The sequence below is a fragment of the Mycobacteroides saopaulense genome (genome assembly GCF_001456355.1).
In the GTDB taxonomy this organism is placed as follows: Bacteria; Actinomycetota; Actinomycetes; order Mycobacteriales; family Mycobacteriaceae; genus Mycobacterium; species Mycobacterium saopaulense.
Genome location: NZ_CP010271.1, coordinates 3705752 through 3731626 on the forward strand (window position 1 = coordinate 3705752; position 25875 = coordinate 3731626).

At 65.2% G+C, this 25875-nt stretch carries 30 protein-coding genes; 11 read left to right on the top strand and 19 right to left on the bottom strand.

The features are described from left to right. Positions 1-46: 46 nt before the first annotated feature. The gene (locus tag MYCSP_RS18595) at positions 47-883 is read right to left on the bottom strand and encodes an SDR family oxidoreductase (protein ID WP_088414658.1); all 837 of its coding nucleotides are present in this window, start codon (positions 881-883) and stop codon (positions 47-49) included. Positions 884-1016: 133 nt separating this feature from the next. On the opposite strand from MYCSP_RS18595, the gene MYCSP_RS18600 reads away from it, so the two are divergent. Together MYCSP_RS18600 and MYCSP_RS18605 are read left to right on the top strand one after the other, a co-directional pair. Continuing rightward, a complete protein-coding gene (locus tag MYCSP_RS18600; RefSeq protein WP_088414660.1) occupies positions 1017-1904 on the top strand; it encodes an SDR family oxidoreductase in 888 nt (295 codons plus the stop codon). A gap of 27 nt (positions 1905-1931) precedes the next feature. Further along, positions 1932-2318, top strand: coding sequence for a VOC family protein (locus MYCSP_RS18605; RefSeq protein ID WP_088414662.1), 387 nt, complete (start codon positions 1932-1934; stop codon positions 2316-2318). A gap of 30 nt (positions 2319-2348) precedes the next feature. On the opposite strand, the gene MYCSP_RS18610 is transcribed toward MYCSP_RS18605, so the two are convergent. Then, on the bottom strand, positions 2349-2630 hold the full coding sequence (locus tag MYCSP_RS18610) for a hypothetical protein (protein WP_088414664.1): 282 nt from the start codon (positions 2628-2630) through the stop codon (positions 2349-2351). A 28-nt stretch (positions 2631-2658) separates the two neighbouring features. Continuing rightward, on the bottom strand, positions 2659-3948 hold the full coding sequence (locus tag MYCSP_RS18615; protein WP_088414666.1) for an inorganic phosphate transporter: 1290 nt from the start codon (positions 3946-3948) through the stop codon (positions 2659-2661). A 267-nt stretch (positions 3949-4215) separates the two neighbouring features. On the opposite strand from MYCSP_RS18615, the gene MYCSP_RS18620 reads away from it, so the two are divergent. The 3 genes from MYCSP_RS18620 to MYCSP_RS18630 are packed head-to-tail and all read left to right on the top strand — an operon-like array spanning position 4216 to position 6256. After that, positions 4216-4557, top strand: a complete 342-nt coding sequence (locus MYCSP_RS18620; protein WP_070909275.1) for a DUF3349 domain-containing protein — start codon at positions 4216-4218, stop codon at positions 4555-4557. After that, complete coding sequence (menE, locus tag MYCSP_RS18625; RefSeq protein WP_088414668.1) at positions 4554-5702, top strand: o-succinylbenzoate--CoA ligase; 1149 nt, start codon at positions 4554-4556, stop codon at positions 5700-5702. The genes MYCSP_RS18620 and menE overlap by 4 nt, the downstream gene beginning before the upstream one ends. Positions 5703-5737: 35 nt before the next feature. Then, a complete protein-coding gene (locus MYCSP_RS18630) occupies positions 5738-6256 on the top strand; it encodes a cupin domain-containing protein (RefSeq protein ID WP_162266262.1) in 519 nt (172 codons plus the stop codon). On the opposite strand, the gene MYCSP_RS18635 is transcribed toward MYCSP_RS18630, so the two are convergent. Further along, positions 6257-6715, bottom strand: a complete 459-nt coding sequence (locus tag MYCSP_RS18635; protein ID WP_088414672.1) for an SRPBCC family protein — start codon at positions 6713-6715, stop codon at positions 6257-6259. It lies immediately after the preceding gene. A 52-nt stretch (positions 6716-6767) separates the two neighbouring features. Between MYCSP_RS18635 and MYCSP_RS18640 the strand changes: the two genes are divergently transcribed. Next, positions 6768-7265: a pyridoxamine 5'-phosphate oxidase family protein gene (locus MYCSP_RS18640; protein WP_088414674.1), complete on the top strand. Its 498-nt coding sequence runs from the start codon at positions 6768-6770 to the stop codon at positions 7263-7265. On the opposite strand, the gene MYCSP_RS18645 is transcribed toward MYCSP_RS18640, so the two are convergent. Continuing rightward, entirely contained in the window at positions 7262-8035 is a 774-nt protein-coding gene (locus tag MYCSP_RS18645) for an S-methyl-5'-thioadenosine phosphorylase (protein ID WP_070910001.1), read from the bottom strand. The two genes, MYCSP_RS18640 and MYCSP_RS18645, sit on opposite strands and share 4 nt — an antisense overlap. Before the next feature lie 322 nt (positions 8036-8357). On the opposite strand from MYCSP_RS18645, the gene MYCSP_RS18650 reads away from it, so the two are divergent. Together MYCSP_RS18650 and MYCSP_RS18655 are read left to right on the top strand one after the other, a co-directional pair. Beyond that, a complete protein-coding gene (locus MYCSP_RS18650) occupies positions 8358-8975 on the top strand; it encodes a superoxide dismutase (RefSeq protein WP_235629571.1) in 618 nt (205 codons plus the stop codon). A 41-nt stretch (positions 8976-9016) separates the two neighbouring features. Then, positions 9017-9889 carry a 1,4-dihydroxy-2-naphthoate polyprenyltransferase gene (locus MYCSP_RS18655; RefSeq protein ID WP_083013425.1) on the top strand — a complete coding sequence of 291 codons (873 nt, stop codon included), beginning with the start codon at positions 9017-9019 and terminating at the stop codon, positions 9887-9889. A 20-nt stretch (positions 9890-9909) separates the two neighbouring features. On the opposite strand, the gene MYCSP_RS18660 is transcribed toward MYCSP_RS18655, so the two are convergent. The 4 genes from MYCSP_RS18660 to MYCSP_RS18675 form a co-directional block, all read right to left on the bottom strand. Continuing rightward, positions 9910-10326 (bottom strand): hypothetical protein, encoded by a 417-nt coding sequence (locus tag MYCSP_RS18660; protein ID WP_088414678.1) that lies wholly within the window; start codon positions 10324-10326, stop codon positions 9910-9912. Between the two features lie 402 nt (positions 10327-10728). Further along, complete coding sequence (locus MYCSP_RS18665; RefSeq protein ID WP_083013424.1) at positions 10729-11310, bottom strand: Clp protease N-terminal domain-containing protein; 582 nt, start codon at positions 11308-11310, stop codon at positions 10729-10731. A 6-nt stretch (positions 11311-11316) separates the two neighbouring features. Continuing rightward, positions 11317-11538, bottom strand: coding sequence for a sigma-70 RNA polymerase sigma factor region 4 domain-containing protein (locus MYCSP_RS18670; RefSeq protein WP_070909269.1), 222 nt, complete (start codon positions 11536-11538; stop codon positions 11317-11319). A 129-nt stretch (positions 11539-11667) separates the two neighbouring features. Beyond that, on the bottom strand, positions 11668-12003 hold the full coding sequence (locus MYCSP_RS18675) for a DUF4229 domain-containing protein (RefSeq protein WP_070909268.1): 336 nt from the start codon (positions 12001-12003) through the stop codon (positions 11668-11670). Between the two features lie 76 nt (positions 12004-12079). Between MYCSP_RS18675 and MYCSP_RS23350 the strand changes: the two genes are divergently transcribed. Beyond that, complete coding sequence (locus MYCSP_RS23350; RefSeq protein ID WP_070909267.1) at positions 12080-12241, top strand: hypothetical protein; 162 nt, start codon at positions 12080-12082, stop codon at positions 12239-12241. 22 nt (positions 12242-12263) lie between these two features. Here the strand turns inward: MYCSP_RS23350 and MYCSP_RS18685 are convergent, their stop codons facing one another. From MYCSP_RS18685 to MYCSP_RS18720, 8 genes are all read right to left on the bottom strand, one after another. Beyond that, complete coding sequence (locus tag MYCSP_RS18685) at positions 12264-13652, bottom strand: MinD/ParA family ATP-binding protein (protein ID WP_070909999.1); 1389 nt, start codon at positions 13650-13652, stop codon at positions 12264-12266. Positions 13653-13889: 237 nt separating this feature from the next. Beyond that, a complete protein-coding gene (gene ccsB, locus MYCSP_RS18690; RefSeq protein WP_083013423.1) occupies positions 13890-14849 on the bottom strand; it encodes a c-type cytochrome biogenesis protein CcsB in 960 nt (319 codons plus the stop codon). Next, complete coding sequence (gene resB / locus MYCSP_RS18695) at positions 14846-16453, bottom strand: cytochrome c biogenesis protein ResB (RefSeq protein ID WP_088414680.1); 1608 nt, start codon at positions 16451-16453, stop codon at positions 14846-14848. Before resB ends, ccsB begins: the two co-directional genes overlap by 4 nt. Continuing rightward, positions 16453-17232: a cytochrome c biogenesis CcdA family protein gene (locus MYCSP_RS18700; protein WP_083013422.1), complete on the bottom strand. Its 780-nt coding sequence runs from the start codon at positions 17230-17232 to the stop codon at positions 16453-16455. The genes resB and MYCSP_RS18700 overlap by 1 nt, the downstream gene beginning before the upstream one ends. Beyond that, the gene (locus MYCSP_RS18705; RefSeq protein ID WP_083013421.1) at positions 17229-17828 is read right to left on the bottom strand and encodes a TlpA disulfide reductase family protein; all 600 of its coding nucleotides are present in this window, start codon (positions 17826-17828) and stop codon (positions 17229-17231) included. Before MYCSP_RS18705 ends, MYCSP_RS18700 begins: the two co-directional genes overlap by 4 nt. 3 nt (positions 17829-17831) lie before the next feature. Next, positions 17832-18434 carry a histidine phosphatase family protein gene (locus MYCSP_RS18710; protein ID WP_083013420.1) on the bottom strand — a complete coding sequence of 201 codons (603 nt, stop codon included), beginning with the start codon at positions 18432-18434 and terminating at the stop codon, positions 17832-17834. 9 nt (positions 18435-18443) lie between these two features. After that, complete coding sequence (hemL, locus tag MYCSP_RS18715; RefSeq protein ID WP_083013525.1) at positions 18444-19748, bottom strand: glutamate-1-semialdehyde 2,1-aminomutase; 1305 nt, start codon at positions 19746-19748, stop codon at positions 18444-18446. Positions 19749-19833: 85 nt separating this feature from the next. Next, positions 19834-20223 carry a nitroreductase family deazaflavin-dependent oxidoreductase gene (locus tag MYCSP_RS18720; protein WP_083013419.1) on the bottom strand — a complete coding sequence of 130 codons (390 nt, stop codon included), beginning with the start codon at positions 20221-20223 and terminating at the stop codon, positions 19834-19836. Positions 20224-20244: 21 nt separating this feature from the next. On the opposite strand from MYCSP_RS18720, the gene MYCSP_RS18725 reads away from it, so the two are divergent. Next, positions 20245-20616: a nitroreductase family deazaflavin-dependent oxidoreductase gene (locus tag MYCSP_RS18725; protein WP_070909261.1), complete on the top strand. Its 372-nt coding sequence runs from the start codon at positions 20245-20247 to the stop codon at positions 20614-20616. 29 nt (positions 20617-20645) lie between these two features. Here MYCSP_RS18725 and MYCSP_RS18730 read toward each other — a convergent pair whose 3' ends face one another. Further along, on the bottom strand, positions 20646-22730 hold the full coding sequence (locus MYCSP_RS18730) for a M13 family metallopeptidase (RefSeq protein WP_162266380.1): 2085 nt from the start codon (positions 22728-22730) through the stop codon (positions 20646-20648). Positions 22731-22828: 98 nt separating this feature from the next. On the opposite strand from MYCSP_RS18730, the gene MYCSP_RS18735 reads away from it, so the two are divergent. After that, positions 22829-23608: a sulfite exporter TauE/SafE family protein gene (locus tag MYCSP_RS18735; RefSeq protein WP_083335683.1), complete on the top strand. Its 780-nt coding sequence runs from the start codon at positions 22829-22831 to the stop codon at positions 23606-23608. 81 nt (positions 23609-23689) lie between these two features. Here the strand turns inward: MYCSP_RS18735 and MYCSP_RS18740 are convergent, their stop codons facing one another. After that, positions 23690-25867 (bottom strand): heavy metal translocating P-type ATPase, encoded by a 2178-nt coding sequence (locus MYCSP_RS18740; RefSeq protein WP_088414684.1) that lies wholly within the window; start codon positions 25865-25867, stop codon positions 23690-23692. Positions 25868-25875: the final 8 nt, after the last annotated feature.

Consider the following 25875-nt stretch of genomic DNA (forward strand, 5'->3'; position numbering starts at 1 on the left):
GAATCCCGGGATGGAAGCGCGAGTATCCGACTACTCGGTTTTGGCGCTATTTGGCAGCGCGTTCCATCCAGAAGTCGAGTTCGAGATCCTCTTCGGCACATTGGCGATACTTGGAGAAGTCGGTGACGCCGGCCTCGGTGAGCACCTCGTCGTCGATGAAGCTGTTTCCGGTGACCTCGCGGCTCGGCTTGATCAGAATCTCGTACGCGGCGTCGGCCATGATCTCGGCCGAACGACAGCGGGCAACCAGCTCCGCACCGAGGATGTTGCGGATTGCGGCGGTGTCGATCGTGGTGCGGGGCCACAGCGAGTTCGACGCGATGCCGTACTTACGCAGCTCGGCAGCCAGCCCGATGGCCACCAGGCTCATGGAGAACTTGGAGATGGTGTACGCGGTGGTGGTCTGGTCGAACCACTTGGGTTCCAAGGTGATCGGCGGCGAGAGGGTCAGGATGTGCGGATTGTCGGCCTCCTTGAGCGCCCCGATCGCCGACTTCGACAGCGAGAAGGCGCCCCGCGCGTTGATGTCCTGCATCAGGTCGTAGGCCTTCATCGAAATCGATTCCGACGGTGCGAGATTCAACGCACTGGCGTTGTTGACCACGATGTCGATCCCACCGAACTTCTCGACGGTCTGGGCCACCGCGGACGCCACCACCTCGTCGTCGCGAACGTCCCCGAGGATGGCGAGCGCATGACCACCGGCGGCCTCGATCTCCTCGGCCGCGGTGTAGATGGTGCCGGGAAGCTTGGGGTGCGGCTCGGCCGTCTTCGCCATGATCGCGACATTCGCGCCGTCGCGCGCCGCTCGGAGTGCGATCGCCAGCCCGATACCGCGGCTGCCTCCCGACATGATGATGGTCTTACCTGCCAGCGATCCCATAGAGCCACGTCCTTGTCGTCATTGGGTGAGTGAGGCCAGCGTAGGGCACCGCCGATACGCGAGACCGTGCGAGATCTATGTCACCGGGACCCGGCATTTCGCGCCCGTCGAAAGAGGAATACAGTTCTTACTCGTGAGTAAGAACTCGGTCAGCAGTCGCGTCAGTACAGCCATCGCGCGCGCGGCCATGCAGCCATATCCCAGCCCCTCACTCCTGCGGGCCAAGTTCGATCCCAACTACGGGGTCCCCCTCAAGGGCAAGCGTGTGCTCATCACGGGCGCCTCTTCCGGCATCGGCGAGGAAGCCGCGTACCGCTTCGGCCAGCTCGGAGCCAAGGTCATCGTGGTCGCCCGCCGCGAGGACTTGCTGAGCGAGGTCGCTGCCCGCATCACCGCGGGCGGCGGCGAGGCCGACGCCATCGCCTGCGACCTCTCCGACCTGGATGCCATCGACAAACTCGTCGAGACGGTGACAGAACGCCACGGCGGCATCGACATCCTGGTCAACAACGCCGGTCGTTCCATTCGGCGTGCCACCCACGAATCCCTGGACCGTTGGCACGACGCCGAACGGACCATGCAGCTCAACTACTTTTCGCCGTTGCGATTGATCCGCGGGTTCGCACCGGGCATGGTCGAACGCCGCAGCGGGCACATCATCAACGTGGCCACCTGGGGTGTGCTCAACGACGTGGTGCCCAAGTTCGCGGTGTACAACGCGTCCAAGGCAGCACTGTCGACGGTCAGTCGCATCGTGGACGCCGAGTACGGCAAGTACAACGTGCACACCAGCACGCTCTACTTCCCCCTGGTGCGTACCCCGATGATCGCCCCCACCGATGCCTTCACCGACGCACCCGCACTGACCTCAGCCGAGGCGGCCGAATGGATGGTGCTGGCAGCACGCGTGCGTCCCGCACGGATCGCCCCACGCTTCTCGGTGCTGGCCGCGACGGTGAACGCGGTGGCGCCCGAGCTGGTGACACGCATGGCGCGCACCGGTCCCGAAACCCTGGGTTAGTTCGGCCTGCCGTGGTAGACACGGCTCATGGAGATATTGTCCAGCCGAATATTGTTGCGTCCTAAGGACTATGACACGACGCTGGCGTTCTACCGAGACACGCTGGGGCTGGCGATCGCCCGCGACTACGGGGCGGGCATGGTGTTCTTCGCCGGCCAGTCGCTCATCGAGATCGCCGGGCACGGCCGCCCGGACAGTCCCCCGCCGCCGTTTCCGGGTGCGCTCTGGCTCCAGGTGCGTGACGTCTACGCCACCCAGACCGAGCTGGAAAGCCGGGGGGCGTCGATATCTCGCGTCGCGCGACAAGAGCCGTGGGGTCTGCATGAGATGCATGTCGCGGCGCCCGACGGCATCACGCTGATCTTCGTGCAGATCCCCCCGGACCACCCGCTACGCAAAGACACCCGGCAGTAACTCCTGCCGGGTGTCTTTTATGCGTCTTGGCTACTTCTTCAGGAACGGGAAGAAGTCAACGCCGGTGTGGTGAATGATCGTCGTCCGGGTGATCCACAGCAGCGCGATGAGAATGACCGCGCCAACCAGGGTGAACAGCGCCAGTCCCAGGAACTTCACGGCCGGGTTCGGGGCGACCACGGTGCCGTCGTCATTGGTGCCACCGGCACCCGACGAGTAGGCGACCAGGCCCGCCGCGAAGACGGCAGGCAGACCCGCACCGAGAATCAGCCCAACCACGAGCACCTTGCCGATGGCTTCCAAGTAGTTCATCGAGGATTCCTTCTCTTCGCTGGGGTGGCTAGACCGAAGCCGTGTCGTTGGCGGAGTCCTTCTTCGGAGCATCCTTGACCGACACCTCGTCGGACGCTTCGAGCTCGACCTCACGAACATCGGCGGGGACCACCGAGTTGGTGGATTCGTCCCAATCGGCGTTGACATTGCTGGAGTCGACCTTCTCCTGCTGCGCACGCCACCACATGTAGCCGGAGAGCACCACCAGCAGGGCGAAGATGATCAGGTCGCCGACCATCGGGGTGGTGAGGTTGCCGACCAGGTGCGACAGCCAGTAGGACAGCGCGCCGACGATGCCCGCGGCGGGCAGGGTGACCAGCCAGGCCAGCACCATGCGGCCGGCCACGGCCCAGCGGACCTCGGCGCCGGGCTTGCCGACCCCGGTTCCCAGGATGGAACCGGTCGCCACGTGGGTGGTGGACAGTGCCATACCGGCAGCACTCGAGCTCAGGATGATCGCGGCCGAGGACGCTTCGGCAGCCAGACCCTGCGGGGACTCAATCTCGACGAGGCCCTTGCCCAGGGTGCGGATGACGCGCCATCCACCCAGGTAGGTGCCCAGGCCAATGGCGATGGCGCAGCTGGCGATGATCCAGAACGGCAGGCCGGTCTCCTTGACGTTTCCGGTCAGGTGGCCGGTGGTGATGAGCGCCAGGGCGATCACACCCATGGTCTTCTGCGCATCGTTGGTTCCGTGCGACAGCGCGACCAGGGACGCAGTGGCGATCTGGCCCCAGCGGAAGCCCTCTTCACGCCGCTTCTTCACCACATTGCGGGTGATGCGGTAGACCAGCCACGTGCCGGCGGCGGCCACCAGGCCCGCGATCAGCGGTGCGGCGAACGCGGGAATGATCACCTTCTGCAGGATGCCGTCCCACTTGACGCCCGAGGTGCCGATCGCGGCGAGGGCGGCACCGATGAGGCCACCGAAGAGCGCGTGCGACGAGCTGGACGGAATACCGAAGAGCCAGGTCAGCAGGTTCCACAGGATGCCGCCGATGAGACCGGCGAAGATGATCGTCAGGCCCATGGACGGGGTGATGTTGGGCAGCAGGTGACCGGTCTTGCTGTCCTGCACCTTGATCACCGAGGTGGTCACGGTGACGGCAACCTCGACGGAGAGGAAGGCACCGACGAGGTTCAGCACGCCGGCCAGCAGGACCGCGGTCTTGGGCTTCAGAGCGCCCGTTGCGATGGACGTGGCCATGGCGTTACCGGTGTCATGGAAACCGTTGGTGAAGTCGAAGGCCAGTGCCGTTGCGATCAACAGCACCAGGATGATCATGGTTGCGTCCATGGCGCTAATTCTGGGGCAAAGGCCTTGACTTTGACCAGCTGATGGCGGACCAAGTTTGGGCGCTGACCGGCCAGTTTGATATTTCCCGCAAGGAGTTCACATTCCGTTAACCTTCCGGGTGCTGACTGTTCGGACTGCGCGCCGGGCTCCGAGACGTTTGCGACTACCTTTCAGCCTGGCGACAATGGAAGCCATCGGCACTAGCATCGCTATGCAGTCGACATGAACCAGGACGGCCGCCCGTCCCCCTGTCAGGAGTAAGAGGCCGTGAACGCATTTCTGAACAAGATCGTCACCTGGCTTCGGGCGGGATACCCCGAGGGTGTCCCGCCGCCCGACTATGTCCCGCTGTTGGCATTGCTCGGTCGCCGCCTCTCCAATGAAGAGGTCAAGACCGTGGCCCGTGAGCTGATGGCCCGCGGCGACTTCGACAACATCGATATCGGGGTACTCATCACCCAGATCACCGATGAACTGCCCACCGGAGAAGACATCGAGCGCGTGCGCGAACGGCTGTCGAAAAAGGGGTGGCCCCTTGATGATCCGCGCGAGCCCGCGGACCACACAGACGAGCCGGGCTCCGGTCAGTCCTTCGACCACCCGGCGTGACGCGGCTGCTGCGCGCGTTGCCCGTGCCCAGCGGGCAGACGATGCTCGGCTTGCTTCCCCGCCTGGCCGAACTGCTCGACGGCCGTGGCGATGCGGTGCTGCCGGTGCCTGCCGACGATGCCGATCACGCACATTTCCTGGCCGCGGAGCTCGCGGCTGACGAGCCCATCGCCGAGGATGTCGCGGTGGTGGTGTCAACCTCAGGAACCACGGGGAAACCCAAGGGCGCCATGCTCACCGGCACAGCACTGTCCGCCAGCGGCGCCGCGACGCACGCACGCCTGGGTGGTGCCGGCCAATGGCTGTTGGCACTGCCGCCCCACCACATCGCCGGGATGCAGGTGCTGTTGCGCAGCATCCAGGCCGACACCGATCCCGTGGTGCTCGATGTCTCGGCAGGCTTCTCCGTATCGGACTTTGCGCGAGCGGCTGCCGAAATGACCGGCAGTCGCCGATACATCTCTTTGGTGGCAACACAATTGGCGAAAGCGCTACAGGACCCGGCAGCGTCCGAGGCACTCGCGTCCTTCGACGCGGTTCTGTTGGGCGGCGGGCCGCTGCCCGCTGCGGTCGCCATCAAGGCGGCGCAGGCACGCGTTCCGGTGGTCAGGACCTACGGCATGAGCGAAACCTGCGGAGGCTGCGTGTACGACGGTGTGGCACTCAGCGGTGTGCAGGTACGCATCGGAACGGAGGGTCAGATCAGCCTCGGCGGCGCCACGCTGGCAGCGGGCTATCGAAACATGCCGGGCCACAAAGCCTTCGCAGAACCCGGATGGTTCCATACCGACGACTTCGGCGAATTCCAGGATGGCCGACTCCGGGTGCTGGGACGTTTGGACGAGGCCATCAGCACCGGTGGGCTCACCGTGGCCCCGCAGGTGGTGGAGGCCGCCCTCGGCACTCATCCCCTGGTTGCCGAATGCGCCGTCTTCGGCGTGCCCGACGATCGGCTCGGCCAGCGCGTCGCGGTTGCGGTGGTGCCGGCACCCGAGGGCTCCCCCACTCTGGAGGACCTGCGCGAGCACGTTACCGCGACGCTCGACGGCACCGCGGCACCACGCGAACTGCACCTGCTCGACGAACTGCCCCGTCGCGGAATCGGAAAACTAGACCGTCGCGCCCTGGTAAAACGCTTCTCTTGACCTCAAGTTCACTTGAGTTCCTACCGTTGAGCGGTATGACACTCGAACAGTTTGTGGCGGGATCAGCTCCACTGGTTCGCGATAGCGATCGCGAAATCGTCAGCACTGCAGCCGGAAACAAGACCGGACTGGTGATGGACTCCAATGCGACGGGTGGCGCGGTCAGCGTGCTCAGTATCCACCTACCGAGGGGTTCCGACGGCGCCGCACCGCATTTCCACACGCGCTCGACCGAACTGTTCTACCTGGTGTCAGGACGGCTGGAGGTTCTGGCCGGAGATCACATCGAGATTCTGGAGCAGGGCGACACACTGCTGGTTCCGCGACTGATGCCGCATGCGTTCGGCGCGACCACCGACAGCGACGCCAGCATCTTCACGGTGCTCTCCCCCGGTGTCCAGCGCTTCGACTATTTTCGACTGCTGGACCGAATCGTCCACGGCCAGGCCGATATCAGCGAGCTGGAGACAACGCCGCAAACATACGACAACCACTTCACCAAGAGCCCGGTGTGGACTCGAGGACGCGGGCTGTCGGCGCTGGACTCCGCGTAGTCACGCGGCCTCGGCAACCACCTTGATCCGATTCAAGGTTTCCCGCATGCCGTTGCGATTGGTGCGTCCGCGCGCCCAACCCAATAGTGCCCAGTAGATCCGCACCGGCAATGACGGTGTCAGTTCGAAGGATTCGGTGACGTCGGTGCCGTCACCGGCGGGCTCGAACTGATAGCGCCAGGTGTTGACCGTCTTGCCGTTCGGCAAGAGCACCGCGAAGGCAAACGAACGTTCGCGATCGCACTCGACGATCCGGCACACTGTCCAGTAGACGGGCCCCTTCTGATTGCGCTTCACATGACCGCGGAAGCGCACACCCACCGCGGGCGCGCTCGCGCCGTCGAGCCATTCGGCCTCGAACGTCTCCGGACTGAACTTCCCGGTGTTGGTGATATCGCTGACCAGCTCCCAGATCGTGGCTGCGGGAGCCGACATGTGGACGGTGACCGAATCACGCATGGCGTTACGGTACCCGCGATGAATCTGGCCGGCGGGGCGGGTCTATCCCTGCATGACCCTCACCCCTCATTTCGATCAGCGCTTCAGCGAGCCGGGCGCCTCGGCGCCCGCATGGACCGACGTCTCGGACTTGCTGGCCGCCGCCGAGCTGTACTGGATCAGCACCGTCCGGGCAGATGGCAGCCCACACGTCACCCCGCTCGTGGGCATCTGGCAACAGGAATCGTTCGTGTTCTGCACAGGCCCTGCCGAGCAGAAGGCCCGCAATCTCGAAGCGAACGCCGCGGTGGCCGTCGCAACGGGTATCAGCACCTGGAATGACGGGCACGACGTCGTCGTCGAGGGCACAGCCGAACGCGTGTTGGATGCCGCCGCGCTGCGCAACGTCGCGGACGCCTACTTCGAAAAATACGGCGAAGACTGGAAATTCACGCCGAGCGACGGCGGTTTCGGCGAGGGCGATCAGTTCGCGGTCGTATACAAGGTAGTGGCGTCAAAAGTGCTGTCCTTCACCAAAAAACCCCACGGACAGACGCGTTACGGCCGCTAGGGAAGCTCGATGGGCAGCTTGACGCCTTCATGTGCACGGCAATGTGCGCAGGTGTCGACGGATTCGGTGGCAGTGACCGCAGAGCGCACCAGCTCCTTGAATCCGCCGATATTGCGCTCGAACTCGGCGAACACGTCGACCGCACGGACACCCTGTCCATGTTCGATGCCGGCATCCAGATCGGTAACCAAGGCGATTGCGGCATAGCAGATCTCGAGTTCCCGAGCCAGCACCGCCTCGGGGTATCCGGTCATGTTGACCAGCGTGAAACCCTGAGACGCATACCACCGGCTTTCGGCACGGGTCGAGAACCGCGGCCCCTGAACCACCACCATGGTGCCGCCATCGACAACCTCGGGCTGCAGGGATACGGCGCGCAGCCCCGGGCAGTACGGATCGGCGAATTCCACGTGGATGCCGCCGCTCTCGAAGTACGTCTGCTCACGCCCGTTGGTGCGGTCGACCAACTGATCGGGCACCACGATGGAGCCGGGCCCCAAATCCGGGGTCAGGCTGCCCACGGCGCACGGCGCGAAGACCCGGCGCACGCCCAGCGCCCGCAACGCCCACATATTGGCTCGGTAGGGCACGGTATGCGGCGAAAATTCGTGACGACTGCCGTGCCGTGGCAGAAACGCCACCTCACGTTCGCCCACCAGACCGATCGTGATGGGCGCGCTCGGCTCGCCATAGGGTGTCGACGGGGCAACGGTCCGCACCGGTTTGTCGAAGAACGAATAGAAACCGCTACCACCGATCACCGCGAGCATGCCGCCATTGTCGTTCACCGTCCCGCCTCATGGCCAATTGGGGCGAATCGTCGTACCCCACACTCATTGGTCGCGTAAACATATGCAATAGTTCCCAACGCATTTCGGCGGCCGCGCCGACGATATTGTTCCGACAGATTTGCGCCGGGAACCTTGACGCACCGCCCACCACGGTTACGGTGGATATGTGAATTCGATTGGTTCTCAACTACATCGAAGACAATTCCTGCTCATGATGGCGGCATCTGCGGGAGCCCTGGCGCTCACGTCATGTTCCAACCAGCCGCGAGAGGAATCGACTCCCACGAAAAAGGCGGCCACCGTGTATGAATTGCCGAATCTCGACTGGGACTACTCGGCCCTGGAGCCGCACATCTCCGGCGAGATCAATCAACTGCACCACGCCAAGCACCACGCCGCCTACGTCAAGGGCGCCAACGACGCCGTCGAGCAACTTTCGACAGCACGCGAGAAGGGCGACAACGCGTCGATCGTGCTGTTGGAGAAGAACCTCGCCTTCAATCTCGGGGGTCATGCCAATCACTCCATCTGGTGGAAGAACCTGTCACCGGATGGCGGCGGCAAACCCCAGGGTGACCTGGCATCCGCCATCGATCAGCAGTTCGGAAACTTCGACAAGTTCCGCAGTCAGTTTTCTGCGGCGGCCAACGGCGTTCAGGGCTCGGGCTGGGCATGGCTGGGGTACGACACCCTCGGCAAGAAGCTGCTGACCTTCCAGATGTACGACCAGCAATCCAATGTGCCGTTGGGCACCATCCCGCTTCTGGGCCTGGACGTCTTCGAGCACGCCTACTACCTGCAGTACAAGAACGTGAAGGCGGACTACATCACGGCGTTCTGGGACGTGGTGAACTGGACAGACGTTCAGACCCGGTTCGCGGCGGCCGTGACCAGAGGGCCGGGCCTGATCTTCACGTAGCCTCCGGGACGACGCGAACGCGCCGTGGCAGGATTTGCCACATGGCCAGCATCACGCAATGGATTGAAGGTTCCCGTCCCCGCACCTGGCCTAACGCGCTGGCCCCTGTCATTGCCGGTACCGGCGCTGCGGCAGCAGCGGGTTCAGCAGTCTGGTGGAAAGCCCTGCTGGCCCTGGCCGTATCAATCTGCATGATCATCGGTGTCAACTTCGCCAATGACTACTCGGACGGCATCCGCGGAACCGATGACGACAGGGTCGGACCGCTGCGCCTGGTGGGCTCGCGGGTGGCCTCACCCTCGGCGGTAAAGGCCGTGGCCATCGGATTCCTGGCCCTGGGCGCGGCGGCAGGTTTGGCATTGGCCATCACCACCGCATGGTGGCTGGTGGCGGTCGGGGCGGCGTGCGTCGCCGGAGCCTGGTTCTACACCGGCGGTTCGAAGCCCTACGGATACAGCGGATTTGGCGAGATCGCCGTCTTTGTGTTCTTCGGTTTGGTGGCGGTCCTGGGCACCGAGTATGTCCAGGCGCTGGCGGTGAGCCCGCTCGGCGTTGCACTGGCGGTGGCGATCGGCAGCTTTTCCAGCGCGGTGCTGGTCGCCAACAACCTGCGCGACATCCCCACCGATCGCGAATCCGGCAAGATCACGTTGGCCGTCCGGTTGGGCGACGCGCGCACCCGGATCCTGTTCCCGGCGCTGCTCGCCGTTCCGGTTCTGATCAGCATCGGCCTGGGCATCGGTCACCCGTGGCGCCTGCTCGGGCTGGTCATGCTGCCGTTGATGGTCAAGGCCGCCCGCCCGGTGGTCACCAAAGCACAAGGGCCAGCATTGATCCCGACGCTGCGCGACACCGGGCTCGCCATGCTCGGCTGGGCGATTCTCACTGCCTCCGCGCTGACCTGGTTGAGCTAGCACCCCAGGTCAGCGACCAGTCAGGAGAAGTTCTTACAAACAACGCCGGTGTTCTGGCATGTGGCACCGGTGTGGTCCGGCGCGCTCACCCATCCGCCACCTTGGGTAAGGCCAGGAGGCAGATCCGTGCGATTGGGGTTGCCGGTGGCATCGCAGAACACCCAGCTGTTTTGGCACGCGTGTCCCTGGCCGTGAGGAAGCGTTCCCCAGCCGGTGTTGCCGTCCCTGCCGGGCTGCTGGTTGGTAAACGACTGGCGCGTACCGTCCCCGACACCGGGCCCGGGTATGGGCGTTGTCGGCTCCACCGGGCCTGCCAGCGATGCCGCTGTGGCCGGCTCGCGCAGAACGCTGGCACCCTGCGTGGTGAATCCGTACAGAGGAAGGGCCAACAGCGCCGTACAGAAGAGAACGTTTCTTGTCTTCGTCAATGCATTCATAGCGACTCCGTGAAATCCGCGTATTGGGGTGCGGCCCCGGAAAAAATCACTGGAGACAAAAGCACGGCGCCGCTTCTATGTCACCCACAGTACACCTGTTGTTCATTTTGAATCAACGAGAAGTTAAGAGGCGTGGAACACCCCTACCCCGGAGGGGGTATGCCCATCACAATGCCCGCTATACCACCCGCTACCTGGATGGACAGACTCATATGGCGGGTGGTCCGCCCCGCAGCCGCCCATACCAGCGCTCTCACACCGGCCCTGGCGGGCGGCCGACTGTTGACCCCGCTACCGTCCAGTGCTATCGGGTCCGCTGAGCGTCTCGCGGGCTACCGGACCCGCCCCGCACGCGGTCCCGGGGAACGGGTTTCCCAGTTCCACTCCACGGGGCCGGGACAACTAGGCGGCCTGATCGAGCAGGCCGACCACCGCCTGACGCAGCTCATCGGCGGGCACACGCTCGGTGATGACGGCCAGCGCCACCGGATCGGCACCGCGCAGGATGCCCAGCACCATGTGCTCGCACCCGATCCAATTGTCTTTGTGCGCAATGGCTTCCCGCAACGCCAGCTCCAAGCACTTCTTGGCCGAAGAGTTGAACGGGATCATCCCGAACGGACGCCAGCCGCGGATGCGCCCCCTGCGGCGCCCCGATTTTTCAAGGGCCTCGTCGAATGCCTTCGGGCCAAAGACTTTCGAGACGCTCTCGCGCACCTGGGACAGATCGATGCCGATCGCCTTGAGTGCCTGAGCGTCCTCGTCGTCCAGGGGCGGCTCCACGGATCCCGTGCGCAGCCGGTCGCGCACACCGTCGGCCGTCAGGCCATATCCGATCAGCAACTCCGACAGCGGTCCGCCCGCGCTCTCGAGCACCCCGACCAGGACATGCTCGGCACCGATGCGCGATTCGTCCATCTCGCGAGCCTCTTCTTGCGACAGCACCACGGCGACCTTGGCCGACTTCTGGAACTTCTCGAACATGGCTACTCACTTCCTCGCGCGGTTGTATTTCTGATGCACGGCCTGGCGGCTCACCTCGAGCGCCTCGGCGATGGCCTGCCAACTCCACCCCTGGCTGCGGGCGTTGGTCACGTGGATCGCTTCCAGTCGTTCACACAAGCGCCGCAGGGCCTGCACGGCCCGCAGGCCCACGGCGGGATCGGTACTACTGACGGCGTCGTCCAGATCAGCCGCCGGGAGATCACTCATGGTTGTCAACGTAGATTGACACATAGGGCTTGTCAAGAAAAGTTGACAAACAAGAGTGCACCTCGACACGCCCGTTTATGGCGCGAAGATGCGATACAAATCCGCCACGAGGCGGAGTGTCGGCGAGGGCTAGTCGGTGTCGGAGGTCGCCGACCCTGCGGCTCCGCCGGGCTTCTCGCCGCGCAGGCGTGCCTGTAGGTCGGCACGATCGGCCCGGCGCCGCTCGTCGACGACGGCGATGCTCGCGGTCACCCGACGGCGCAGCGGCGCGAACACGGCCATGCCCAACGGCAGCGCGATGATCAGCGCGAACAGAATTGCGATCGCCAGCGGGAAGTCCTGGTAACCGATGAGCCGGGCCACCCAAAAGATCACCAGCGTCAAGACGACCGCAAGACCTAACCGCGCCAGGGTGTACAACGCGATGTCGATAGCGAGCCGGCTCCCCGGCGACCGTTCAGCCACGTCACCACCCTATCGCTGCACCGAACACCAACCTTGGCCGCGCGTATATTCGGAGTTAGTTGTTCAGGAGGCTCTTGTGTATTACGTGCTCATCGCGCTCGTGCTCGGCGCGCTGATCTACGCCGGGTGGCGAATCAGTCAGTCGGTCCCGACCCGTCCCCAGACCCGGGTGACCGGCCCCGACGACGACCCCGAATTCCTCTGGCGCATCAGCAAGAACGATCCGTCGGGGCCGTAAAGGCACCGGCGCGCCGCGCGGGCTAGCCCTGGAAGGTCTGCTGCTGGCGCTGCGTGCCAGTGAATCCCTGCGCCACCACGGCCGCCAGCTCGATGAGCGCGCGACGCGTCTGCGGCCGGAGCCGATCCAGGCTGATCTCGGCGCCCTCTTCCAGATGCGGATCGAACGGCACCAAGCGCACCGCACGGCACCGTCGCGAGAAGTGATCGACGACCTTCTGCATGTCGACCTTGCCCGAACGCGGACGCACCGCGTTGATGACGGCGACCGAGCGACGTACCAGCTCCCGATGCCCATGGGCATCGAGCCAGTCCAGGGTGGCCGAAGCGCTGCGCGCGCCGTCCACCGAACCAGAACTGATGACAACCAGGGTGTCGGCCTGCTCCAGCACCGACGACATCGCCGAGTGCATGAGTCCGGTACCGCAGTCGGTGAGCACCACGCTGTAGAAGCGCTCGAGAATCTCCAGGGTGCGCGAGTAGTCCTCGGCGCTGAACGCCTCGGACACCGCCGGATCACTTTCCGACGCGAGCACCTCCAGACGACTGGGCCCCTGTGACGTGTAGCTGCGGACGTCGCTGTAGCGCTGGATCGAATTGGCATCGCGCAACAGGTGCCGCACCGTGGCCGGTGTCTCCAGCGGCACCTTCTGGCTCAGCGTGCCACGGTCCGGGTTCGCGTCGACGGCGATGACGCGGTCACCGCGGATGGACGCGAAGGTCGCGCCCAGGGTTGCGGTGACGGTGGTCTTGCCGACGCCGCCCTTGAGGCTCAGCAGCGCGATCTTGTAGCAGCCTTGCAGCGGCTGATTCACCTGCGCGACGAGGTCGTTTTCCTCGGTCTTCTTGGTGCCCTCGCCCAGGTTGATCGTCCCGAACGATGCGCGGTATACGGTCTTGCGCCAGCCCGCAGACGGCGCCGGCTTGTGCGGGCGCAGCAACGCCGAGGTGGACAGGTCACGCGAGGACGGCGGCAGTTCCGGTCGAATCTGCGCGCCGATGCCGGTCTGCTGGCCACCCACCGGGGTGTAGTAGCGGGAGCCGCCGACGGGGGGCTGCTGGGCCTGCTGCGGAATACCCGACGGCGGGGTGTCGCTGGCCCAGCGATCCGCCGTGAACGGCGTCGGCTGCGAGGGCTGCTCGCCGGAGTCACTGAATCGGTTGTCGGCCCGGAACCCACCCGAGGATCCGGCCGCGCCGATCGCGGTGGGATCGGCGTTTTCCTGGCCTCCGGACGGAGTGAAATCAAGCGGTGCGAACGAGCCGCCGAGCGTGTTCAACGAAGGCACCGACGGATCGTGGCCGCCCAGGCCCGCGAGGTCCTGCTGCGGCGCGAACGGATCCTGGAACGGGACAGCCTGGAACTGCTGGGTCATCTCGTGGGGCTGCTGCGGTGCGCTCTGGCCGTACATCACCGGCTGCGCGGGCTCCTGAGCTGCCCATGGCGGGGCCGTCGGTCCACCCTGTGCTTCTTCGGTGTACGGCGACGGTCCATCCGGCGCGCGGTGCGCGGGATAGTCAGACATCGATCCCCCAATGCATTGGTTGGACGTGCAGTTCGGACGCGGAGAGTTCGGAACGACTGTTCAGAACGACTCAGCATCGCACCCTATCGCAGGTGTGATGAACCGATCTGGCGGAACAGTTCGCTAGCTCACACCAGCGTACGAGTGAAGACCGACCGTCACCAGGTTGACGAAGAACAGGTTGAACACCATGGCCACGAATCCGGCCACGTTGATCCAGGCCGCCTTCTTGTCCCGCCACCCGGCGGTGGATCGGGCGTGCAGGTAGGCGGCGTAGATGACCCAGGCCACGAAGGAGACGGTTTCCTTCGGGTCCCATGCCCAGAATCTGCCCCAGGCTTCCTCGGCCCAGATGGCACCGAAGATCACGCCGAATCCGAAGATGGGGAATCCGAAGATGGTGGTCCGATACGCCAGCCGGTCCAGAGCCTGGGCATCGGGCAGCTTCGCGGCGAAGGAGTTGTCGGGGAAGTACATCTTGATCAGGAACAAGATGCTCGCCACCCCGGCGACCAGGAAAACACCCGATCCGAGGCTTACCACCGACACGTGGATGGGCAACCAGTACGACTGCAGCGCGGGCATCACCGGAGCGGCGTAGGTGTAGAGGTACCGGCCGGACACCGTGAGCAGGATGAGCACCGGGATCAGCACGAAAACCCAGAGCGCCCGGTCATACCGTTTGCGCAGCACGACGGCCGCCGTCACCAGACCGCATGCGCAGGTGAGGTTGATGAACTCGTACATGTTGCCCCAGGGCACCCGCGTGGTGGCCACACCGCGCAGCACGATGCACACCAGCAGCAATCCGATACCCAGATACACAAGGGCCAGCCCGGCTCCGCCGACCCGCTCACCGAGAGGACGCTTGCCCTGCGGCACCACCAGACCCGGCTGGTTCCTGTCGGCGGACACCACCTCACCGCCGGAGCTGACGAGCTCACGCTGGGCGGTCTTGTTGCTCTGCCGGTATGCCAGCTCGATGGCCAACAGCACCAGCGCACCGACCATCACCACGATCGCCGAGGTGAAGGCGTAATCGGAGAACCTGGCCAGATTCACATCGATATTGGTCGAATTCATTCGGCATCCTGATCTTTGTGGCCGTTGCCGGCCATTGCTGTGCCCAGCGGGGGTAGGCCCTCAAGGCAGCGGTCGCACAACCGCTCGAACTCATCGCCCCAGCCGGAGCTGTCGGTACGCGCAAGCCCTCCGAGCTCCACGTTTACGGTACCCGCGGCCGCCCCCGGAGTCAGCCGCGCCCAAACCCGGCGGCGCTTGATGACGAGCGAGACCACCAGGCCCGCCATCATGGTCAGCGCGAAGACCAGCACCCACAGTTGGGCGGGGTCGCGCGACACCTGCAGATTCACGAAGTTGACCGCACCGTCGAACCTCACGATGGTGCCGTCATTGAGCTTGACCGACTGCCCCGGCAACAGATTGGCGCGGGCCACCTGGTTGAGCCGTTTCTGTTCGATCATGCGGGGATCGAGCTCGAAGATCGATTGCGCGCGACCCGAGTCCAGTCCGGTGTCGCCGCGATAGATGTTGATCGCCACGGCGGGCTTGCGCATTTCCGGGAAACTGGAGGAGAGCAGGGTGCCGTGCAGCTGTTCGGTGGGAGCGAACAGCCCCTGGATGGCAATCTGATTCTTGCGGCGCACGTTGGGATCCGGGTAGGTACCGGCCGGAGGATCGATGCGCACCGCACCCGAAGACAACAGTGTGGTGGGGTCGTCGGGCCGCCATTGAATCGTCTCGCTGCGTTTGCGCCCGTCCGGGAAGGTCACCGTGAAGGTGGGCGCATAGCCGTAACCGAGCAGGTACACGCGGTTGCCGTTGACGCGCAGCGGGTGATTCATGGCCAGACGATCGGGCCGCCACACATTGTTCTGTAGGTCGTCGCCGGCCTGGTACTCGATGTTCGATTCGAATGAATGCGCCTGCCCCGAAGCAAGATACGTGGCCTTGAAGTCCTTGACCTTGACGCAGATCGGATCCAGGTCGGTGCCGTCGACGGTGTTACCTGCCCGGAACGAGTCGAAGGCCGCGGGCGACGAGGAGCAGAATCCGGGACCGTTGTTGGCGATGACGATGACATTGCCCTCATAGCCGAACAGCTTGCCGACCGCAAAGGCCACCAACAGACCCACCAGCGACAGGTGGAAGACCAGATTTCCGAACTCGCGCAGGTAGCCCTTCTCCGCGGAAATCTCGGTGGCGTCGCCGTTCTGACGGGTGGTGCTGCGCCAGTGCCGGAGCCGATGGGCAATGGCCCCGGCCAGCTCCTCCTGATCCGCGGCGACGGTTCGGTCGGCGTGTTTAGGCAGCCGCCCCAGGTTCCGAGGCACCGGAACCGGCTGCGCGCGAAGAGCCTTGGCGTGTTCGACGGTTCTGGGGATGATGCATCCCACCAGCGAGACGAACAACAGCACGTAGATCGCCGTGAACCAGAAACTGGAGAACACGTCGAAGGCCTGCACACGATCCAGCCATGGGCCGATGGTCGAGTGTTCCGCCAGATATTCGTCGACCTTGGCCTGGTTGAGCGCGCGCTGCGGCAGCATCGCCCCGGGTACGGCGCCGAGGGCGAGTAGCACCAGCAGCGCCAGCGCGGTGCCCATGGACGTCAGGCCGCGCCAGGTGTTGCGCGAGAACGAAAAGAGACGCGTGGCGATTTTCACTAGATGGGCAACCTTGCGTCCGAAACAAACGAATCACGCACCCAGGACACGAAATCGGCCCACACACCGGTAATCAGCGCGACGCCGACCGCCAGCAGCGCGATACCGCCGATGATCTGAATGGTCCGAGTGTGCCGGCGCAGCCAGTCCATTCCGCGCACCGCACGGGCCGAACCGAAGGCCAACAGCAGGAACGGGATTCCCAGCCCGAGGCAGTAGGCGATCACCAGCGTGATCCCCCGGGCCACGTCGGCGCCCTCGGTGGCCGACGCGACGGCCACCACGCCGGTCAGGGTCGGCCCCAGGCAGGGGGTCCACCCGAGCGCGAAGACCGCACCCAGCAGCGGAGCGCCGGCCACCGTGGAGATGCGGCGCGGCGTGAACCGAATATCCCGCTGCAGGGCCGGCACCAGGCCGATGAACACCAGACCCATCGCGATCGTGATCACTCCCCCGATGCGTTGCAGCAGTATCTGATTCGTGATCAGCGTGGTCGTCATGCCCATCACCGCGACGGTGCCCAGCAGGAACACCGCGGTGAACCCGGCGACGAACAGCAAGGCCGACCCGGCGACCCGCAGCCGCGCGGCACGGGCACTATCCCGGTCGTCGGCGCCCACCACCGCGGCCAGGTACGACAGATACCCGGGCACCAGCGGAATCACGCACGGCGACGCGAACGACACCAGTCCGGCCAGCGCGCAGGCACCCAACGCCAGCAGCAGCGGTCCGCTGGTCGCCGCGTCCTGGAAGGCGGAGCCGGCGTCGGCGAGAATCACTTCGCATCTCCCGCAGGCTCTTTCGCGATCCGCTCGACGACGGGCTGCAGGTCTTGGGTAAGCAGCTCGCGCAGGAACACCGCCGCCACCCGGTGCTTGCGGTCCAGCACCAGGGTCGCGGGGATGGCGCCGGTGGGGAATTTCTTGCCGAACGCGATGAGCGTGCGCATCGGCGGGTCGTAGATGGATGGGTACGGCACCTTGCGGTCGGTCACGAAGTCCTGCGCCTTGGTGATCTCGTTGTCCCGAACGTTGATACCCAGGAACTCCACCCCTTGGGCATGAGTCGCCTTGTAGACGTCCTCCAGCGCGGAGAACTCCGAGCGACAGGGACCGCACCACTGCCCCCACACGTTGATGACGACGACCTTGCCGGCGAAGTCGCCCAACGACAGCGTCTTCGACGGGTCCAGCAGACTGGGCCCCTCGATGGGCCCGGGTGTCTGCCGCGCCTCGGGCGGGTCGTAGAAGATATCGGTCTTGCCCCCGGGCGAGACGAATTGGAACTGACCGCCGCGCGCCACGGCGTCATCACCGGTGGAACACCCGGTGATGAGCAGTAACAGCGCGGCCAGCGCCGCGACCACACCTCGCACTCGTTACCCCGCCGGTTCCGAGTACACGACGTCGACCAACCGCTTCCCGTCGAACACCAGCGAGGTCAACGAGGCGACATTGCACTGGCGCTTGCGCGGGTCGTGCCACAGTCGATTGCCCTGCAGATGCTGGCGAGCAGTCCACACCGGCAGCTGATGGCTCACGCATACCACCTCAGACCCCTCGGCACGCTCCCGGGCCCGCTCTATCGCCGCGGTCATTCGAGATGCGATGTCGCGGTAGGGCTCTCCCCAGGATGGCGTGAACGGGTCGCGCAGCTTCCACCAATTGCGGGGGTCGCGCAACGCCCCGTCACCCACCGACACCTTCATGCCCTCAAAGGAGTTCCCGGCCTCGATGAGGTCCTCGTCGGTGACGATGGCCAGTCCGTGGGCTTCGGCGATGGGCGTCGCGGTCTGCTGAGCTCGCAACAGGGGCGAGGCGACCACCGTGGTGATCTGGTTGCCCCGCAGCGATTCCGCCACCTTCGCGGCCTGCGCCTGCCCCTTGTCCGACAACCGGAAATTGGGCAGCCGGCCGTACAGGATGCCTTCGGGGTTGAATACCTCGCCATGGCGCATCAAATGAACGATGGTGCGACTCATCGAAATTCCTTACCTCTCCTCGACAGAGGCCGCGGCACGGGCAGCGGCGGGCAAAGCGTCGGCAATACGGTCGAACGCCTCGTCATCGAGGGCGGTGGAAACAAACCAGGTCTCGAACGCGCTCGCCGGCGGGTATACCCCGCGGCTGAGTAGTGCATGGAAGAACGCGGGATAGCGCCACGTTTCGGTGGCCTTGGCGCCCTGGAAGTCCTGTACCGGCTCGGCGCCGAAGAAGATGCTGAACATGTTGCCCGCGCGGCCGATCTGGTGTGCCACGCCCTCGGCATCCAGAGATGCGGTGATCAGCGCAATGAGTGCGTCGGCGTTACGATCAAGCGTCTCATAGGCTTTGGCGTCCGCGGCACGCAGTGAGGCCAGCCCTGCGGCGACCGCGATCGGGTTACCGGACAGTGTGCCCGCCTGGTACACGGGGCCCAGCGGGGCCAGTCGATCCATGATGTCGGCGCGGCCGCCGAACGCGGCGGCGGGCATGCCGCCGCTCATCACCTTGCCGAAGGTGACCAGATCGCCGGCCACCCCGTCGATGCCGAACCAACCCGAGCGACTGAGCCGGAAACCGGTCATGACCTCGTCCATGATCAGCAGTGCGCCATGGTTTTCGGTGATGCGCCGCAGCCCGGCATTGAAATCCGGAGCCGGCGCCACAGTGCCCATGTTGCCAGCGGCGGCCTCGGTGATGACGGCCGCGATCTCATCGCCTTGTTCGGCGAAGATGCGGGCCACCGCGCCGATGTCGTTGTACGGCAAGACAATGGTGTCGGCGGCCGAGGCACCGGTGACACCGGGCGAGGACGGCAGGCCGAACGTGACCACACCCGACCCGGCGTCGGCCAGCAGGGCATCCACATGTCCGTGGTAGCAACCGGCGAACTTGACGATCTTGGGTCGGCCGGTGAATCCGCGGGCTAGGCGCACCGCGCTCATGGTGGCCTCGGTGCCGGAATTGACCAGACGCACCTTCTGGACCGGCTGCACTCGGTCCACGATCTCGCACGCGAGATCGATCTCGCCCTCGACGGGGGCACCGTACGAAAGCCCGTCCTTGGCGGCGCGCTGCACAGCCTCCACCACCGCGGGATGAGCGTGGCCGAGGATCAGTGGCCCCCAGGAGCAGACCAGGTCCACATACCTGTTGTCGTCGACGTCGGTGAGCCAGCATCCGGCGCCGGATTTGATGAATCGCGGGACGCCACCCACCGCGGCGAAGGCACGCACCGGCGAGTTCACTCCTCCTGGGATGACGACTGAGGCGTCGGCGAACAGACGTGCGGAGTTGGGCGTCACGTCGGGCAGCGATGAGCCGCTTGCGCGAAGAGCATCAGACACGGCATCCAGTGTCTCAGCTGGCGCCAAATCGTCCACTACAGGGTGTAGTGGATCAGGCAGGTCTGAGCGCGAAGGTGGGGTGATCGGCGTCGTCGGGGAGCTGGGCGAAGTAGCCGTCGACCACCTTCCCCGCCTTGGGTTTGTAGGCGGCGATGATCGGGGCGCGGTCGGCCACCGGAATCTCGGTGGCTGTGTATGCCGTGGTAGCGCCCTTGACGGTGAGCGTGACCTGCGGGTTGGCCCTGATGTTCTTGACCCATTGACTCTCGCCGCGGGTCGACACCAGGTACTTGATGCCGTCGACATCCACCGTGGCCACCGGGATCTGCTGCGGCTCCCCACTGACCCGCTTGGTGATCGTGAGCGTCTCGCCGATATTGGCAACCATCGCCACCTTGTTGAAGACGTTTTTCACGAACCACGGGGGCTTGAGGTATGCCATGGATCACAGTTTGATGGTGGTATGCAACTGCCGCAATCGCTAGCGCGCTTCAACCGGTACGTCACCAACCCCGTCCAGCGCTTATGGGCCGGCTGGGCCCCGAGCTTCGCGATCATCGAGCACAAGGGCCGCAAGTCCGGCAAGGAGTTCCGGACACCGGTCACGGCTTTCAAGACGCCCGACGGCGTGGCCATCTTGCTCACCTACGGCCCCGACCGGGACTGGCTCAAGAACCTGCAGGCTGCCGGAGGTGGGAAGGTGGTGCGCGGGGGCAAGACGCACGACGTGATCAACCCGCGGGTGGTCAGCCGCGACGAGGCCGCGGCGCTGGTGAAAAGCCGCGCCTTCGGACGTCTGCCGTTCGAGCAGGCCGTGCTGCTGACCTATTCCTAGTCCCCTAATTCCGCGAGCAGTGAGCGCGCTTACCAGATCTTCACGAACTTGTCCGGCGGGTTCACCATGGGATCACCTGCCAGGCAACCAAATTCGGCGGCAAAGGGTGCGACGTTGGGCACCACACCGTTGATTCGCAGCGCCGGCGGGGAGTGCGGATCGCTGGCCAACTGCGTGATCGCGGCCTCGGGACGCTGCTTGTCACGCCAGATCCGGGCATAGTTCAGGAAGAACCGCTGCTTGTCGTTGAACCCGACGATGCCGCTCACCTTGTCCGCATCGCTCTTCTTGGCCAGCTCTGCGACCAGCGCGTCATAGGCGGTGTTGACGCCCCCGAGATCGGCGATGTTCTCGCCCAGGGTGAGCTTGCCGTCGACATGCAGCTCGGGGTGACCGGGAATGGGCGCGTAGGCGTTGAACTGCTCCACCAGCCGGTTGGCGCGCTTCTCGAATTCCTCACGGTCGTTCGGGGTCCACCAATTGACCCGGTTGCCCTCCCCGTCGAACTGGCTGCCCTCGTCATCGAAGGCGTGCGTGAACTCGTGCCCGATCACCGCACCGATGCCACCGTAGTTGAACGCCGGATCCCCCTTGGGGTCATAGAACGGTGCCTGCAGGATCGCCGCGGGAATGGTGATGCTGTTTTCCGTCGGGTCGTATTGAGCGTTGACCGTCTGTGGCGTCATCCCCCACAGCGACCGGTCGGTGGGATGCCCGATCTTGGCCATCTCGAAGTCGTGGTTGAACTTCAGTGCCGCCGCGCGGTCGGTGTAGAAGTTGTCGCCCGTCAGCTTCAGTTTCGAAAAGTCCCGATTCTTGTCGGGGAAGCCCACCTTGAGGATCAGCTTGTCCCACTTGCCCTTTGCGGCAAGTTTGGTCTGCGGACTCATCCAGTCGACAGCCTCGATGCGCTTGCGCAGCGCCTCTTTCACGTTGCCCACCATCTCGGTGGCGGAGCGCTTGGCGCGATCACTGAACATTCGGTCGACGTACAGCTGCCCCAGTGCCGGACCTATCAGTTCGTTGACGCTCTCCAGTCCTTGCTCCCAGCGCTGCTTCTGGGCGGTCGTCCCGGTGAGCGCCGAGTTGTACTTGAAGGCGTTGTCGCGGAAGGCCTTCGACAACGCCTCGGCCGACCTGTGCACGGCATGGAAGGTCAGATACGACTTCCAGGTGTCCAGGTCGGTAGTGGTCAGCAACCGATCGAATGTCGTGAAAAACTCGGTCTCGGCCAGCGAGAATGACCGGGCCTGCGGAGCCCCCAGCGCCTTCAGATAGGCGCCCCACTCGAAGTGCGGAGTCACCGCGTCGGCCTGCGCCACGGTGACCAGCTTGTACTGGTTGGCCGGATCGCGCCGCTGCACCGGGCTCAATGTCGCTGCAGCCAAGGCTGTTTCGAGTGCAGCCACCTGCTCCGCGCGGGCCTTGGCCACCGCTTGGTCGGCGCCGATCAAGCCGAACGTCGACGCGATGTAGGTGCGGTAGGCGTCGAACACCGCCGCGTACTTCGGATCGGTGTAGTAGTCCTTGGCAGGCATACCCAGTGCGTCGGCCCTGGCATAGCCGATCTGTTCGGTGGCGTTCGCATAGTCGGCCCCGGCCTCGAACCCGAACACCAGATGCTGTCCGGTGGCGCTGTCGGTGGCCAGGAATGCGACCAGTTCCTCGGGCGTGGTGATCTGATCGATCGCCGCGAGCGTGGGGCGGATCGGGTCGTATCCGGCCGCGTCCAGTTTCGCGTCATCGGTGGCGGCGCGGTAGAGCAGACCCACCTGGTAGTTGACCGACTCATGATCGGCGGTGCCCAGCCCGGAGACCGCGCCCTCGACAATCTCGCGCTGAACATTGCGCGACTCGTCGGAAAGCATGTCGAAGCTGCCGTAGCTGGACTTGTCCGCGGGGATGGTGGCCTGCTCGACCCACTTGGCGTTCACGAACCCGTTGAGATCGGTGCACGCGGCAAAACGCATGCTCAGCTGGGCATTATCGAAGGTTGGGATCGGCGCGTTGGACGCTACGGGGGCGGTGGGCCGATTCTGGGTGCACCCGGAAACAGACATGGCCAACACCAGCGCCGCCACACCGGCGGATCGACTCACACGCATGCCCACCATTTTGCCCATCTGAACCGCCACGTCGAGCCTCACGCTGTGGCGGGTTTCACTGAGAGCAGGAATTGGTTCGACTGGCTAACGGTCGTACGCTGGCACGAGTGCCGGTGCAGGAGATGTTTCTCATCGCGCTTGCCGCGTTCGGCGCCGGCGCGATCAACGTGGTCGCCGGATCGGGCACCCTCATCACCTTCCCCACCCTCATCGCATTCGGCTATCCACCCGTGGTCGCCACCATGTCCAACGCCATCGGACTGACCGTCGGCAGCATGACCGGCGTGTGGGGCTATCGCCGCGAGCTGTCCGGACAATGGTCCCGGCTCAAGTGGCAGATACCCGCGGTGCTGGTCGGCGCGCTCATCGGATCGTTCCTGCTGCTGCATCTCCCCGAGAAGACGTTCGTCACCATCGTGCCGGTGCTGTTGATCCTCGCGCTGGTACTCGTGGTGGTCGGCCCGAAGATCCAGGCGTGGGCACGCCGGCGCTCCGAGGCCCAGGGCCTGGACGCCGACCACGTTCCGCCGGGCCGCATGGCCGCACTCACCGGAGGCAACTTCCTCGTCGGGATCTACGGCGGGTACTTCACTGCCGCCCAAGGCATCATGCAGATCGCGGTGATGGGCGCACTGCTGCCCGAGTCCATGCAGCGGATGAACGCGGCCAAGAACGTACTGGCCATGATCACCAATATCGTTGCCGCCCTCGCCTATACGATCGTCGCGTTCGACCGGGTGAGCTGGGCCGCGGCCGGGATCATCGCGGTCGGCTCGTTCGCCGGCGGGCTCGCCGGTGCGCGCTGGGGGCGCAGGCTGTCCCCCGGCGCGCTGCGTGCGGTGATCGTCGCTGTCGGCCTGATCGGCCTGTGGCGCCTGCTCTTCTAGACGGCGACACGCCGTCTTATGGCGGCAACGTGCGATACGAATCCGCCACAGCACGGCGTGTCGACGCGACGGGGCGGCAGGCTAGCGGAAGGTCCTCAGCCGCAGGCTGTTCAGCACCACGAAGACCGACGACATCGCCATCGCCGCACCCGCGATCATCGGGTTGAGCAGACCTAGCGCGGCCAATGGGATGGCGGCGGTGTTGTAGGCGAACGCCCAGAACAGGTTTGCCTTGATGGTGCCAAGTGTCTTGCGCGATAGCCGCAGAGCCGTCGGCACGGTGGTGAGGTCACCACGCACCAGGGTCAGGTCGCTGGCCTCGATGGCGGCATCGGTACCGGTACCCATGGCCATCCCGATATCGGCGGTGGCCAGTGCGGCGGAGTCATTGACACCGTCGCCGACCATGGCAACCTTCTTGCCCTCGGCCTGCAGACGCTTGACGACATCCGCCTTCTCCGTGGGTTTGACACCGGCGATGACATCGCCCGCGGCGATACCGACTTCCTCGGCGACGCGCGCGGCCACCTCGGCGTTGTCGCCGGTCAGCAGTACCGGGGTGATGCCCATGACCTTGAGCTCGTCGATGGCCTGCCGGCTCGACGGCTTCACCGTGTCGGCCACCTCGACCTCGCCGCGGCGCAGTCCGCCCCAGGCGACCGCGGCGGTGGTGTTCTTGCCGGGGATGGCCTCGATCGAAACCTCTTGGCCGTCCACGACGCCGGTGACGCCGATACCCGGCTCGTTGCGGAAGCCGGTGACCGGCGACAGCGTCAACCCGGCCGCCCGCGCCGATTCCACGATTGCCTTGGCAACCGGATGTTCCGAAGCCGCCTCTACGGAGGCAGCGATGCGCAGGATCTCGTCGGCGTCCGCGACGCCCGAGCCGATGCTGCGCCGCACGGCCACCACGCTCATCGCGCCGGTGGTCACGGTGCCGGTCTTGTCGAGGACCACGGTGTCGATGTCCTTGACGTTCTCCAGCACCTCGGGCCCCTTGATCAAGACACCCAGCTGCGCACCGCGCCCGGTGCCCACCAGGATCGCCGTGGGCGTTGCCAATCCCAGCGCACACGGGCACGCGATGATCAGCACGGCGACGGCCGCGGTGAACCCCGACGCGAGCGGGTAGCCCTGGGCCACCCAGGCGACAAACGTGAATGCCGCGATGACGAGCACAACGGGGACGAACACCGATGACACCCGGTCCGCGAGTCGCTGCACCTGGGCCTTGCCGGTCTGCGCGTCGGACACCAGCTGCGCCATTCGGGCCAGCTGCGTATCGGCACCCACCTTGTTCGCGCGCACCACGATCCGCCCATGGGTGTTGACGTAACCGCCCACCACCGGGTCTCCCGCGCCGACCTCGACAGGCACGGACTCACCCGTCATGGTGGAGGTGTCCAAGGCCGAGTGGCCGTCGACCACCACACCGTCGGTAGCGATCCGCTCCCCCGGCCGCACCACGAATTCGTCACCCACGACCAGCTGGTCCACGGGGATTCGCGCCTCATGCCCACCGCGCAACACCGCCACGTCCTTGGCGCCCAGGGACAGCAGCGCGCGCAGCGCCGAGCCCGCGGACCGCTTGGCGCGCGACTCCGCGAACCTCCCGGCCAACAGGAACACGGTGACGGCCGCGACCACCTCAAAGTAGACGTGGACGTCCCCATGGGTGTGCCCGGCGCTGGCAAACAGCACCCACAGCGACCACACGTATGCGGCGATGGTGCCCAGAGAGACGAGGGTGTCCATCGTCGAAGCCCCGTGGCGTGCGTTGACGAGAGCGGCACGATGGAACGGGTAGCCGCCCCACACCAGGATGGGTGTGGTCAACGCCGCGACGACGATCTCCCAACCGGTGAAATGCCAAGGCATCACCATCGAGATGGCCACCACCGGAATTGCCAGGAGCAGCGAACCGATGAGCCGCACCTTGAGCTGACCGTCGGGCACGTCGTGGTTCATGTGATCCTGCGGATCCGAACCGTCATGCTCGTGGCGGGCCGGCTGGCCGCGATGTTGTGACCCGCCGATCACCTGGGCTTGGTAGCCCACCGATTCGACGGCCTTGACGAGATCCTCATCGGAGATCGAACCGTCGTGCTCGACGCGGGCGCTTTCCAGTGCCAGGTTCACGCGCGCCGTCACACCCTCGAGTCTGTTGAGCCCCTTCTCCACACGGGACGCACACGAGGCACACGTCATGCCATGCAGCCGCAGATCAGTGGTCTCCATGCCCGTGTCAGTGAACTCCATGCCCCAAC

Bases quoted from the DNA above. Each gene is read 5' to 3' on its own strand.
- MYCSP_RS18595 (WP_088414658.1), bottom strand. From the start codon at position 883: ATGGGATCGCTGGCAGGTAAGACCATCATCATGTCGGGAGGCAGCCGC.
- MYCSP_RS18605 (WP_088414662.1), top strand. From the start codon at position 1,932: ATGGAGATATTGTCCAGCCGAATATTGTTGCGTCCTAAGGACTATGAC.
- MYCSP_RS18610 (WP_088414664.1), bottom strand. From the start codon at position 2,630: ATGAACTACTTGGAAGCCATCGGCAAGGTGCTCGTGGTTGGGCTGATT.
- MYCSP_RS18615 (WP_088414666.1), bottom strand. From the start codon at position 3,948: ATGGACGCAACCATGATCATCCTGGTGCTGTTGATCGCAACGGCACTG.
- MYCSP_RS18630 (WP_162266262.1), top strand. From the start codon at position 5,738: ATGACACTCGAACAGTTTGTGGCGGGATCAGCTCCACTGGTTCGCGAT.
- MYCSP_RS18635 (WP_088414672.1), bottom strand. From the start codon at position 6,715: ATGCGTGATTCGGTCACCGTCCACATGTCGGCTCCCGCAGCCACGATC.
- MYCSP_RS18640 (WP_088414674.1), top strand. From the start codon at position 6,768: ATGACCCTCACCCCTCATTTCGATCAGCGCTTCAGCGAGCCGGGCGCC.
- MYCSP_RS18645 (WP_070910001.1), bottom strand. From the start codon at position 8,035: ATGCTCGCGGTGATCGGTGGTAGCGGTTTCTATTCGTTCTTCGACAAA.
- MYCSP_RS18655 (WP_083013425.1), top strand. From the start codon at position 9,017: ATGGCCAGCATCACGCAATGGATTGAAGGTTCCCGTCCCCGCACCTGG.
- MYCSP_RS18660 (WP_088414678.1), bottom strand. From the start codon at position 10,326: ATGAATGCATTGACGAAGACAAGAAACGTTCTCTTCTGTACGGCGCTG.
- MYCSP_RS18665 (WP_083013424.1), bottom strand. From the start codon at position 11,310: ATGTTCGAGAAGTTCCAGAAGTCGGCCAAGGTCGCCGTGGTGCTGTCG.
- MYCSP_RS18670 (WP_070909269.1), bottom strand. From the start codon at position 11,538: ATGAGTGATCTCCCGGCGGCTGATCTGGACGACGCCGTCAGTAGTACC.
- MYCSP_RS18685 (WP_070909999.1), bottom strand. From the start codon at position 13,652: ATGTACGGCCAGAGCGCACCGCAGCAGCCCCACGAGATGACCCAGCAG.
- ccsB (WP_083013423.1), bottom strand. From the start codon at position 14,849: ATGAATTCGACCAATATCGATGTGAATCTGGCCAGGTTCTCCGATTAC.
- MYCSP_RS18710 (WP_083013420.1), bottom strand. From the start codon at position 18,434: ATGAGTCGCACCATCGTTCATTTGATGCGCCATGGCGAGGTATTCAAC.
- MYCSP_RS18720 (WP_083013419.1), bottom strand. From the start codon at position 20,223: ATGGCATACCTCAAGCCCCCGTGGTTCGTGAAAAACGTCTTCAACAAG.
- MYCSP_RS18725 (WP_070909261.1), top strand. From the start codon at position 20,245: ATGCAACTGCCGCAATCGCTAGCGCGCTTCAACCGGTACGTCACCAAC.
- MYCSP_RS18730 (WP_162266380.1), bottom strand. From the start codon at position 22,730: ATGGTGGGCATGCGTGTGAGTCGATCCGCCGGTGTGGCGGCGCTGGTG.
- MYCSP_RS18740 (WP_088414684.1), bottom strand. From the start codon at position 25,867: ATGGAGTTCACTGACACGGGCATGGAGACCACTGATCTGCGGCTGCAT.